9 protein-coding genes and 3 tRNA genes are annotated in these 11,615 nt (G+C 54.9%); 4 read left to right on the top strand and 8 right to left on the bottom strand.

Annotated elements, in window-relative coordinates; translation table 11 throughout:
* Nucleotides 1-86: 86 nt before the first annotated feature.
* The 8 genes from E8K88_RS17500 to E8K88_RS17535 form a co-directional block, all read right to left on the bottom strand.
* Nucleotides 87-163, bottom strand: a tRNA-Asp gene (locus E8K88_RS17500).
* A 52-nt stretch (nt 164-215) separates the two neighbouring features.
* Nucleotides 216-290 (bottom strand) — tRNA-Glu (locus E8K88_RS17505).
* A gap of 6 nt (nt 291-296) precedes the next feature.
* Nucleotides 297-372, bottom strand: a tRNA-Ala gene (locus tag E8K88_RS17510).
* Between the two features lie 97 nt (nt 373-469).
* The gene (gene gltX, locus E8K88_RS17515) at nt 470-1,885 is read right to left on the bottom strand and encodes a glutamate--tRNA ligase (protein WP_136407964.1); all 1,416 of its coding nucleotides are present in this window, start codon (nt 1,883-1,885) and stop codon (nt 470-472) included.
* Between the two features lie 157 nt (nt 1,886-2,042).
* Nucleotides 2,043-2,279, bottom strand: coding sequence for a hypothetical protein (locus tag E8K88_RS17520; protein ID WP_136407965.1), 237 nt, complete (start codon nt 2,277-2,279; stop codon nt 2,043-2,045).
* Between the two features lie 67 nt (nt 2,280-2,346).
* A complete protein-coding gene (locus E8K88_RS17525; RefSeq protein WP_136407966.1) occupies nt 2,347-3,573 on the bottom strand; it encodes an O-succinylhomoserine sulfhydrylase in 1,227 nt (408 codons plus the stop codon).
* Between the two features lie 282 nt (nt 3,574-3,855).
* Nucleotides 3,856-4,152, bottom strand: coding sequence for a 30S ribosomal protein S20 (rpsT, locus tag E8K88_RS17530; protein WP_205880121.1), 297 nt, complete (start codon nt 4,150-4,152; stop codon nt 3,856-3,858).
* Nucleotides 4,153-4,363: 211 nt separating this feature from the next.
* Nucleotides 4,364-5,686, bottom strand: a complete 1,323-nt coding sequence (locus tag E8K88_RS17535) for a Glu/Leu/Phe/Val family dehydrogenase (protein WP_136407972.1) — start codon at nt 5,684-5,686, stop codon at nt 4,364-4,366.
* A 390-nt stretch (nt 5,687-6,076) separates the two neighbouring features.
* Between E8K88_RS17535 and E8K88_RS17540 the strand changes: the two genes are divergently transcribed.
* The 4 genes from E8K88_RS17540 (at nt 6,077) to E8K88_RS17555 (ending at nt 11,432) form a co-directional block, all read left to right on the top strand.
* The gene (locus tag E8K88_RS17540) at nt 6,077-6,550 is read left to right on the top strand and encodes a PACE efflux transporter (protein WP_136407968.1); all 474 of its coding nucleotides are present in this window, start codon (nt 6,077-6,079) and stop codon (nt 6,548-6,550) included.
* A 142-nt stretch (nt 6,551-6,692) separates the two neighbouring features.
* The gene (gene metH / locus E8K88_RS17545; RefSeq protein ID WP_136407969.1) at nt 6,693-9,473 is read left to right on the top strand and encodes a methionine synthase; all 2,781 of its coding nucleotides are present in this window, start codon (nt 6,693-6,695) and stop codon (nt 9,471-9,473) included.
* A gap of 176 nt (nt 9,474-9,649) precedes the next feature.
* Nucleotides 9,650-10,201: a GNAT family N-acetyltransferase gene (locus E8K88_RS17550; protein ID WP_136407970.1), complete on the top strand. Its 552-nt coding sequence runs from the start codon at nt 9,650-9,652 to the stop codon at nt 10,199-10,201.
* A 637-nt stretch (nt 10,202-10,838) separates the two neighbouring features.
* Nucleotides 10,839-11,432 carry a hypothetical protein gene (locus tag E8K88_RS17555; RefSeq protein WP_136407971.1) on the top strand — a complete coding sequence of 198 codons (594 nt, stop codon included), beginning with the start codon at nt 10,839-10,841 and terminating at the stop codon, nt 11,430-11,432.
* Nucleotides 11,433-11,615: the final 183 nt, after the last annotated feature.

Below are 11,615 nucleotides of genomic sequence, written 5' to 3' on the forward strand. Positions count from 1 at the left end.
AAGCGCTCTCCCAGCTGAGCTATACCCCCAAGAACTTACTCACCAATCAATTGACCCACGATGGAGGCAATCAACTTCAACAACTGTGGCGGAGCGGACGGGACTCGAACCCGCGACCCCCGGCGTGACAGGCCGGTATTCTAACCAACTGAACTACCGCTCCACGGTAGGCAGCTTTTGCTGTGCTGAAACCAGCACAACCAAGCGCTACAACTTGGCGACCCTACGGGGAATCGAACCCCGGTTACCGCCGTGAAAGGGCGATGTCCTAACCGCTAGACGATAGGGTCTAAATTTGGTGGAGGTAAACGGGATCGAACCGATGACCTCTTGCATGCCATGCAAGCGCTCTCCCAGCTGAGCTATACCCCCAAAAATCTCACTTCGCAAACACTTTGATTTTCTTTGGCTTTTAAGCTTTATCGAAACTTCTTGTTGTCCGCGAAAGACCGAGATTATGCACTAAAAATCAGGCCTTGGAGAGAAATTCAATAACTTTTTTCTTTCCGAGCAATTCCAGCACTGCATCGACCGATGGCGTGTGCGCCACGCCCACGGTCAGCACGCGCACAGGCATGGCCAATTGCGGCATTTTCAGGCCCTGCTCCTTGAGCACGGCTTTGAATGTGGCGTTGATGGTTTCCTTGTTCCATTCAATGCCTTCCAGCGCCTGGCGCAGCGCTTGCACACCTGCCGTCGCCGCAGGCGTGACATGCTGCTGGTAATCCGCATCATTGATGCTGGGTGCATCAACATAGAACACCTGCGCCCATTGCGCCAGGTCTTCTAGTGTTTCGCAGCGGTCTTTGAACAAGGCCACAATCGCCTGCAAGCGGCCATCGTCCAACTCGGCCTGCGCCACACCCCGCCCCAGCAAACGCGGCACGACCAAGGCCACCAAAGCCGCATCATCCAAGGCTTTGAGGTGCTGGGCATTGACCCAGCGCAGCTTGGCATCGTCAAAGCGTGCGGCGCTGCTGCCCAGGTGATCCAGGTCAAACCACTCCAGGAATTGCTCGCGCGAAAAAATCTCGTCATCGCCGTGGCTCCAGCCCAGGCGCGCCAGGTAATTGACCATCGCATCGGCCAGATAGCCTTCGTCACGGTATTGTGTGACGGGCTTGGCGCCATGGCGTTTGCTGAGTTTTTCACCCTGGTCGTTGAGCACGGTTGGCAAGTGCGCAAACACGGGCGGCTCTTTGCCCAGCGCTTTGAAAATATTGATCTGGCGTGGCGTGTTGTTCACATGGTCGTCACCGCGAATCACGTGCGTGATCGCCATGTCGATGTCATCCACCACCACGCAGAAGTTGTAGGTGGGCGTGCCGTCTGGGCGGGCAATCACCAGGTCATCAAGCTCTTGGTTGCTGACTTCGACGCGGCCTTTGACCTTGTCATCCCAGACCACCGAGCCTGCCAGCGGATTTTTAAAGCGCAGCACCGGCTGCACCCCTTCAGGGATAGGCGGCAGCGTTTTGCCTGGCTCTGGACGCCATGTGCCGTCATAACGCGGCTTTTGCTTGGCCGCCATTTGCGCCTCGCGCAAGGCATCCAGCTCTGCAATGCTCATGTAGCACGGGTAGATCCAACCTTGTTGCTGCAGCTCCTTGAGCACTTGCTTGTAGCGGTCCATGCGCTGCATTTGGTAGAACGGGCCTTCATCAGGCGTCATGCCCAGCCAGTTCATCGACTCCAAAATCACATCGACCGCCTCCTGGCTGGAGCGCTCCACATCGGTGTCTTCAATGCGCAAAATGAAATCGCCGCCGTTGGCTCGCGCAAAAGCCCATGGATACAAAGCCGAGCGGATATTGCCCAAATGGATAAAGCCGGTAGGCGATGGCGCAAAACGCGTGCGGACTTTTGGCGTAGAAGAAGTTGTCATAAGCACATTCAACAATAAACAAGGCCCGACAAGTGCGCATGCACCGCAGGCCAGAACCCATAAGAAGAGGACACCACAGCAGGCGCCTCAGGAAAACAGCTGCTCAACACGCCCGCGAAGACGCGCGAAAAACGAGTTGACGCACCATGGCCGCAGCTCACGAGTGGCTGACAGCACCATGGACGATTTTGACGCCAATCGCGCCCAAGATCAAACCAGTGAACTGATCAATATAAAACACCGAGCGGTTGCACCCACGGCGCAGCGCGCCTTGCGAGAGCAGCAACACAATCAGTGCATCCCACAAAAACACCACTGCCACCCTGACACGATCTGGGCCAGGGCTGAGCATGGCTAAACAATGGGCCCAAGCGTCGGCAAGCAAAACGGTCATGGATGAGGGCGGTATAAAGAGCCCGCAAAACCATTGCAGGCCTTTACACGGCGCAGGCCGAGCGTCATCACAGCAGGGAAAAACCGCGCTCCAGATCATCCTGAATATCTTTGGGAAACTCCAACCCGACCGAGACGCGGATCAAACCCTGGCCCACCCCTGCAGCCTGGCGCTGCTCTTCCGACAAGCGGCCGTGTGAGGTCGTGGCTGGATGCGCAATGGTGGTTTTGGTATCGCCCAAATTGGTGGTTTTGCTGATCACGCGGCTGTGGTCGATGACCGCAAAAGCGTTGGCACGCTGCTGCTCTGGTGTCTCGCCTTGCACATCAAACGACACGACGGCACCGCCAAAACCGCCTTGCTGCTGCATGGCCAGCGCATGCTGTGGATGGCTGGCCAGACCAGGGTAGTAAACCCGTGCAACCTTGGGATGGTCTTGCAGCCACTGCGCCAACTGCAAGGCATTGCGGCTTTGTTCGTGCATACGCACAAACAGCGTCTCCATGCCTTTGAGCACGACCCAGGCATTGAATGGCGACAGGTTAAAACCGGCAGTGCGAATAAACGGCACGAGCTTGTCTTGAACCAATGCGCTGGAGCCGCACACGGCCCCCGCCATCACACGCCCCTGCCCTTCTAAAAACTTGGTGCCCGAATGGATCACCAAGTCAGCCCCAAAACTCGCAGCGCGCTGCAAAGCAGGCGTCAAAAACGAATTATCGACCGCCAGCCAGGCCCCTGCGTTGTGGGCCAGATCAGCCAACGCACGGATATCGCAGACATCGGTGAGCGGGTTGGTCGGTGTTTCTGCAAACAGCAGCTTGGTCACACCAGGCCGGATGGCTGCTTGCCACTCTTTCAAATCGGTTTGCGAGACGAACGTGGTCTCAATGCCAAAGCGTACCAGCTCCGAGCCCAGCAGCTTGATGGTCGAGCCAAACATCGAGCGCGACGCAATGATGTGATCACCGCTTTTCAAGAGCCCATACACCATCAAGGAAATAGCCGCCATGCCGGTGGCCGTGCCAATGGCAGCCTGCGTACCTTCCAAGCCGGCCAGGCGCTGCTCAAAGCTGGTTACCGTCGGGTTGGAGGTACGGGTGTAGGTGTAGCCCGGCTCTTCATTGGCAAACCGACGCGCTGATGTGGCCGCATCGGGCTGGACATAGCTGCTGGTCAGGAACAAGGCTTCCGAATGCTCACCGTATTGGCTGCGGGCAATGGCCTGGCGCACGGCCAGTGTTTGGGGGTGCAAGCCCTCAGGCAAGGTGGCGTCGTGAAAGGAATCAGTCACTGGGCGTATCTCATTCAATGCGCAAAGTCAGTAGTTTATGCCTGTTTTGTGGCCATGGCTTGGCTTTGGCCTGCCGTTTGCGCGGTCTTACGCACTTGCCCGCAGCAACCGGCGCTGCGGGGTGCCCAAACAAAAAGCCGCTTGGATCACTCCAAACGGCTTTTGCTTCGCAAACAGCGCACCTGCTATTCAAACGGCAAGCTGGCTGTGGTCAGCACACCTTGGCGGCGTGCATGCAAGTCAACTCGTGCTTTTTTAAATACGGGTGCTTGAAGCGGTGCTTCAGGCTGCTTTGGCCAAAGCTTTCACTTTGGCAGACAGGCGGCTCTTGTCGCGAGCTGCTTTGTTTTTGTGGAAAATGCCTTTATCGGCCACAGAGTCGATCACGCTTTGTGCTTTAGCGAAAGCATCAGCTGCTTTCTCTTTGTCACCAGCCAGGACCGCTTTTTCCACATTCTTCACGAATGTGCGGTATTTGGAACGCAGCGAAGTATTGGCTACGTTCAGTTTGACGGTTTGACGGGCGCGTTTACGGCCAGAGGCCAAACGGGGGTTCTTTTTAACTGGCTTGGTTGCCATGATTCAATTCCTTCAGTGTTTGGAGATGATGTTTGCGAAGCCGGGCATTATAGCGCGGCTTTGCCGCAAGCGACAAATGCAATCAAAAATCCATGAAAAAAGGCCCGGGCCGCACCATGCATCCCAGGCCTGTTGGCGTTGCCGGTACCCACTGCTACTGCTACTGCAATATGCAGCAGGCACTCAGCGTGCTGTGGTTACTGGCATCGCATCAAGGGTACAAGCCGCGCAATTCACGCGCTTGCAAAATGCGGCTACAGGCCACAATGAAGGTCGCTGTGCGCAAACTGACCTTGTGCTGCTGCGCCACATGCCAGATCGAGTTGAACGCATCTTTCATGATCTTGACCAGGCGCTGGTTGATCTCCTCCTCGGTCCAGAAGAAGCTGGAGAAGTCCTGCACCCACTCAAAATAACTGACGGTGACACCGCCTGCGTTGGCGATCACATCGGGCAGTACCAACACGCCCTTGTCATGCAAGATGTCGTCGGCGGTGGGTGTGGTCGGGCCGTTGGCGCCTTCAATCACCAGCTTGGCCTTGATCTGGCCGGCATTGTCCTTGTTGATCTGGCCTTCCAGAGCAGCTGGAATCAGGATGTCGCAATCAACGCCCCAGAACGCATCGGCAGCCAGCTTGTCTGCATGCTTAAAGCCGCCTACGCCGCCGGTCTCACGCACATGCTCCAACAGCGCCGGCACATCCAGGCCGGTATCACGGTAGATGCTGCCCGTGTGGTCTTGCACGGCCACGACAATCGCACCTGCTTCAGCAAACAGCTTGGCCGCAGTGCCCCCTACATTACCAAAGCCCTGCACCGCAATGCGCGCGCCTTCAATAGTCAAACCAATCAGTTTGGCCGCTTCAACCCCCACGGTGAACACGCCACGGCCAGTGGCTTCACGCCTGCCCAATGAGCCACCCAGCTCAATCGGCTTGCCAGTGACCACACCAGTGGCTGTGGCACCGACGTTTTGCGAATAGGTGTCCATCATCCAGGCCATCACCTTTTCATTGGTGTTGACGTCAGGTGCTGGAATGTCTTTGGTCGGGCCAATGATCAGGCCGATCTCGCTGGTATAGCGGCGCGCGACTTTTTCCAACTCGTTTTGTGAGTACTGGCGCGGATCAATACGCACACCGCCCTTGGCACCGCCGTAAGGCACGTTCACAGCCGCGGTTTTCACCGACATCCAGGCGGACAAAGCCATCACCTCGGACAGCGTCACGTCCTGGTGGAAACGCACGCCCCCCTTGCCAGGACCGCGCGAGAGGTTGTGCTGCACGCGGTAACCTTCAAAGTGCGCAACCGTGCCATCGTCCAACTCGATTGGAATGTCAACAATCAATGCCCGCTTCGGGTGCTTGAGCGTTTCCACCCATTTGGCCAGTGACCCCAGGTAAGGCGTGACGCGGTCAACCTGCTTGAGGTAAATGCCCCAAGGACCCAAATTGTCCTGGTTCAAATACGACGGCAAGCTATGCAAATGCTGGTAAGTGCGCACTTTGGGCGCTGGCTCAGTCTGGCGCTTCATGGCAGCTGGCTGCTTAGGCGTAGCTGGCAAAGTGGGCGGCGCAGCCGACTTGCTGGCAGCAGCCGTTTTCGCTGCTGGCGTGGCTTTGGCAGCTTTGACAGGCTTGACCAACTTGGGGGATTTGGCGGCTTTGCTGGCCGCAGGGGCTGCGCTGGTGGCTGTGGTTTTTTTTGCTGCAGCAGCTTTTTCAGGCAAGGATTTGGCTGCACTCGCCTCTGCGGTGGCTGGTGGCTTTGCGGTGGACGAGGCTTTCTTGCTAGTGGGCATACAGTGTCTCTCAGATTACAAAAACAACAGCATAGCGCTCCCATCGGCTTTGTCCATCGTGAGGTGCACCGATTGTGCAAACGCGCTACAGTTTCGTGTTTTCTCAGGCTTGAAGTGAATCCCATGCAGTTACAAGGCATCCGTCGCCGGATTGTGTACGTCACCATTTACGAGATCATTGCGATCGCCGTCTCCAGTTGGGGGCTGGCCATGATCAGCGGGCGCGCGATGTCGCAAGCGCTGGTCGCTGCTGTGGCCGCCTCAGCCATTGCGGTGACCTGGAATTACATCTTCAACACCTACTTTGAGCGCTGGGAAGCCAAGCAAACCGTCAAAGGCCGCAGCCTCAAACGCCGCATCGCGCACGCGCTGGGCTTTGAAGGCGGCTTGATCGTATTCCTGGTGCCGCTGTTTGCCTGGCAATTGCAAGTGAGCCTGTGGGATGCGTTTGTGATGGACTTCGGCCTGATGGTGTTCTTCCTGATCTACACCTTTGTGTTTACCTGGTGTTTTGACCGCATCTTTGGTCTGCCCATCAGCAACACTCCCACAGCAGCAAACACCGACTTGCAAAAAGAAGCCGCAGCGCGGGCTTGAAACACCGCCCCGCCCCCCTTCCCCCAAGGCGCCGCGCCGCGCACTGATTGGCCCAGAAGGCGATCGCAACGATTGTTCACACTAGCTCGGCGCTGGCACAATAGCGGCTTGTCCCGCAGACCTGATGATTGATCGCCCGCCCATGCCCAGCAGCACGCTCGCCTCCACCACCGCCACTGAATCCACGCCACCAGCACCACCGGCCATGCGCCTGTCGGGTCTGGAGCCACTCATCATTGATGAGAACTCGCTGTTTGTGAACATTGGTGAGCGCACCAACGTCACAGGTTCGAAGGCGTTTGCGCGCATGATCCTGAATGGCCAGTACGAAGAAGCGCTGGCCGTGGCCCGCCAACAGGTCGAAAACGGCGCGCAAATCATTGACATCAATATGGACGAGGCCATGCTCGACAGCAAGGCCGCGATGGTGCGCTTCTTGAACCTGATCGCGTCCGAGCCCGATATCGCCCGCGTGCCCATCATGGTCGACTCGTCCAAATGGGACGTGATCGAGGCAGGGTTGCGCTGCATCCAGGGCAAGCCCGTCGTCAACTCGATTTCGATGAAAGAAGGCATTGAGCCCTTCAAACACCACGCCAAGCTGATCAAACGCTATGGTGCAGCCGCCGTGGTGATGGCTTTTGACGAAGTTGGCCAGGCCGACACCTACGCGCGCAAGATTGAGATTTGCGAGCGCGCCTACCGCATCCTGGTCGACGAAGTCGGGTTCCCGCCAGAAGACATCATCTTTGACCCGAATATTTTTGCCGTAGCCACCGGCATTGAAGAGCACAACAACTACGCAGTGGAATTCATTGAAGCCACGCGCTGGATCAAGCAAAACCTGCCGGGCGCCAAAGTGTCGGGCGGCGTATCGAACGTCAGTTTCTCGTTCCGTGGCAATGACCCGGTGCGCGAAGCCATCCACACCGTATTTCTCTACCACGCGATCAAGGCCGGCATGGACATGGGCATCGTCAACGCCGGCATGGTTGGCGTTTACGACGATTTAGAGCCCGAGCTGCGTGAGCGGGTCGAAGACGTGATCCTCAACCGCCGCGAAGATGCGGGCGAGCGCCTGGTTGAAATTGCCGAAAACGCCAAAGGCCATGCCAAGGACGAAAGCAAGAAATACGAGTGGCGCGGCACGCCCGAGAAGCCCGTGGCAGTTGAAAAACGCCTGGCCCACGCGCTGGTGCAAGGCATCACCGAATTCATCACCCAGGACACCGAAGAGGTCTACCAACAAATCCTCGCCAAAGGCGGCCGGCCACTGCACGTGATCGAAGGCCCGCTGATGGACGGCATGAACATCGTCGGCGACCTGTTTGGCGCCGGCAAAATGTTCTTGCCGCAAGTGGTCAAATCAGCCCGCGTGATGAAGCAGGCCGTGGCCCACCTGATTCCTTATATTGAGGAAGAAAAACGCCTGATGAAAGAATCAGGCCAGGAAGTCAAAAGCAACGGCAAAATCATCATGGCCACCGTCAAGGGCGATGTGCACGACATTGGCAAAAACATCGTCTCGGTGGTGCTCGAATGCAATAACTTTGAAGTCGTCAACATGGGCGTGATGGTGCCCTGCCACGAAATTCTGGCCAAAGCCAAGGAAGAAGGCGCAGACATCGTCGGCCTGTCGGGCCTGATCACGCCCAGCCTGGAAGAAATGCAGTATGTGGCCAGCGAAATGCAAAAAGACGGCTGGTTTAAAGAGCGCGGCATCCCGCTGCTGATTGGCGGCGCCACCACCAGCCGTGTGCACACCGCCGTCAAAATCGCCCCGCACTACGAAGGCCCGGTCGTCTACGTGCCCGATGCCTCGCGCAGCGTGGGCGTGGCGCAAAACCTGCTCGGCGACGGCGCCACCAACTTCATCAACGACACGCTGGCCGACTACGAAAAAGTGCGCCAGCAGCACGCCAATAAAAAGCCCGTGCAGCTGTGGCCACTGGACAAAGCCCGCGCCAACAAAACACCCATCGACTGGTCCAACTACCAGCCCACCACCCCGCGCGCCCTAGGCCGCCGTGTGATCGACAACCTCGACCTGCATGAATTAGAGCGTTTTATCGACTGGGGTCCATTCTTCCAAACCTGGGATTTGGCTGGCCCCTACCCGGCGATTCTGGACGACGACATCGTCGGCGAAGAAGCCAAACGCGTCTTTGCCGACGGCAAAGCCATGCTGCGCCAAATCATCGAAGGGCGCTGGCTCAAAGCCAGCGGCATCATTGGCCTGTACCCTGCCAATACCGTCAATGACGACGACATCGAAATCTACGCCGATGAGTCCCGCGACAAGGTCTTGATGACCTGGTATGGCCTGCGCCAGCAAGCCCCGAAGCAAGCCGTCGACGGCGTGATGCGCCCCAGCCGCTGCCTGGCCGACTTTGTGGCGCCCAAGGACTCGGGCATCAAAGACTACATCGGCCTGTTTGCTGTGACTGCTGGCTTGGGTGTAGAGAAGAAAGAAAAAGAGTTCGAACGCTCGCTGGACGACTACTCCGGCATCATGTTCAAAGCCCTGGCTGACCGTTTGGCCGAAGCCTTTGCCGAATACCTGCACTGGCGCGTGCGCACCGATTTGTGGGGCTATGCACCCAAAGAGTCGCTGAGCAATGAAGAGCTGATTGCCGAGAAATACCAGGGCATTCGCCCTGCGCCTGGATATCCGGCTTGTCCGGACCACAGCGCGAAGACACCGCTGTTTGAGGTGCTGCATGCGCATGAGATTGGCATGAGCCTAACGGAGAGCTTGGCGATGTGGCCGGCTTCATCGGTGTCAGGGTTTCAGATTGCGCATCCTGAGAGTGATTACTTCACGCTTGGGAAGATTGGGGAGGACCAGTTGGTGGATATGGTGGGGCGCAGAGGGATGGATGAGGGGGAGTTGAAGCGGCTGTTGGCGCCGGTTTTGGGATAAAAGACTGCGGCACCTCGTATACATCTCGATATTTAAATCTTCATAAAAAACGATCTTTAGTATTTCTTGCAAGAAAAACTGAAGATCGTTTTGATCCACCTGCCTTCTTTTTTAAACGTCCCTGATCACTAAAAGCCGGACATCACACACCTTCCTTCATATCTCGGCCTCACTAAATGTCTCTGCCCCCCTTTGAAATAAACACTGCTCGCCTGCTATTGCGTCCATTTACGAATGCAGATCTAGATGGTGTCTACCAAGGCTTGAGTGATCCCAAAGTTGTTCAGCATTACGGAGTGAGCTACTCGACGCTAGAAGAGACCAGTGAACAGATGTATTGGTACCAGCACATTCAACAGACTGGTGTCGGGCAGTGGTGGTGCATTTGCTTAGCCAGTCATCCTGACCGATTAATTGGTGGATGTGGTCTTAACGATTTACAGAAAGAGCATCGCCGGGCAGAGATTGGGTACTGGTTATTACCTGCTTTTTGGCACCAAGGATTTGCGACGGAGGCGGTTGCCGCTATGCTGGAATATGCATTTCAAACCATGAAGCTTCATCGAATTGGTGCAGACGTGGATCTTGACAACCATACAAGCGCCAACTTGCTGCTCCGACTTGGCTTCACGCGTGAAGGGGTACGACGTGGTTTTGAAATTAAAAATGCGCATCCTATAGATCTGCAACTGTTCTCTTTACTTGCCACTGACTCACCAGCAAGGTAGCGAGGTAGGGTGGGCAGGACTCCTGCCTACGCGGAAAAACCATATAAAACAAGTCACACCCTACTCTGAAAATCGCTCGCAACGCTGTATTTCTGAACCTCGGCTGGCGTGGACAGTAAAGCTTCCCACCCTACATTTTTACGAATTTTTCTGTTTTTTTAGCCAACGGTGGTAGCTGAAAATGGTCAGTCTTTGGGTCTTGGGTTAAGCTCTTTTTGATGAAGTTGTAGTGCACGTACTCGATGCGTTGAGTAAATAAGCCGCCGCCTAACTATTTGGGAACCTCTCACACCCCCTAAAAACGTGAATTCATCGTTTGCAACTCATTGATTTGGTTAATGCGACTTTTTCGAGATTGAGGTTTTGAGAGGTTCCCTAATGCTTACTGCTAAAAATGGGGTGGGGGGGGGGGGGGGGGGGGGGTTACCACNGGGGGATTACCTACCGACCAGTCAGACACATATTTCTCACACCAAGAATATTAAGGCAGATAGGCTTGATATTAAGAGGACTGGTACCGAATTTAATTTTGGATCGCGTGGGGCTATACAAAGCCATTCTTCGGGGCATAGATTCAAGGATGGATCGGTCTATTGGAATAGGCATTTTAATAATCATCCATCCACTAAGAGGCATTATGAGTACTGATTTGATGGTTTTGAATGATCTGGATTTAATTAGTTTGAAATTTGGCGATGTTAGGTTTCATGATAAAAAAACTGTTTTAACTTTTGGTGGGGATTTTCCTGGCGATGATGGGGCTTTGGATGCACTAAGGACTATCTCTTCTCAATGGGGGCGGATTTTTGGGGAATGTGATTTCTATGATGCCTTGATGGTTTTGCCTAGAGTATTTTTTAATAATGGCATTAATAGAAGAAGGGGGTTCTCTTGGTTTTTAAAGAATGAATTCGGTGTTGATGGCTTTCAAGTTGATCAGGAAAATTTTTTGGTTGCTGATGATGGTTTGGTATTTTTGGCTAAATGCCAATTTTCTATAAATAATTTGAATGATGTAATTTATTTTTTTTTAAATGGAGGTCGAGGTATTGTTTTGAGAGGTGACACTGATAAGGTGGATGATTTTTTTCGTGATGTTTTTAATTATAGTGGTCCTGCGAGGGATTTGGATTTATTTTTTGTTGAGCAATCTATATTTTTTGGTTTTGAGGTTTTGATATTTGAGTGTTATCAAGAGGTTGGTTATTATTCGGTGGTTTTGGTGATTTAGCGAGGTAGGGTGGGCAGGTTTCCTGCCCACGCGGATGGAATAACCCCAAAACACCCAATAGCTCTTTTCAAAAGCCCCTTGCAACACCTCATTTCTGAGCGGCTGCTGGCGTGGGCAGCACAGCTGCGCCACCCTACGAATCCCTGTACTGACCCAACCTTTTCTGCACAGGTCAGGCCGCTA

The sequence above is a fragment of the Lampropedia aestuarii genome, from assembly GCF_004803635.1.
GTDB classification, from domain to species: Bacteria; Pseudomonadota; Gammaproteobacteria; order Burkholderiales; family Burkholderiaceae_C; genus Lampropedia; species Lampropedia aestuarii.

Coding starts and splice junctions, on each gene's coding strand:
- rpsT (WP_205880121.1), bottom strand. CDS start 4,152: ATGGCAACCAAGCCAGTTAAAAAGAACCCCCGTTTGGCCTCTGGCCGT.
- E8K88_RS17540 (WP_136407968.1), top strand. CDS start 6,077: ATGCAGTTACAAGGCATCCGTCGCCGGATTGTGTACGTCACCATTTAC.
- E8K88_RS17555 (WP_136407971.1), top strand. CDS start 10,839: ATGAGTACTGATTTGATGGTTTTGAATGATCTGGATTTAATTAGTTTG.
- metH (WP_136407969.1), top strand. CDS start 6,693: ATGCCCAGCAGCACGCTCGCCTCCACCACCGCCACTGAATCCACGCCA.
- E8K88_RS17535 (WP_136407972.1), bottom strand. CDS start 5,686: ATGAAGCGCCAGACTGAGCCAGCGCCCAAAGTGCGCACTTACCAGCAT.
- E8K88_RS17550 (WP_136407970.1), top strand. CDS start 9,650: ATGTCTCTGCCCCCCTTTGAAATAAACACTGCTCGCCTGCTATTGCGT.
- gltX (WP_136407964.1), bottom strand. CDS start 1,885: ATGACAACTTCTTCTACGCCAAAAGTCCGCACGCGTTTTGCGCCATCG.
- E8K88_RS17520 (WP_136407965.1), bottom strand. CDS start 2,279: ATGACCGTTTTGCTTGCCGACGCTTGGGCCCATTGTTTAGCCATGCTC.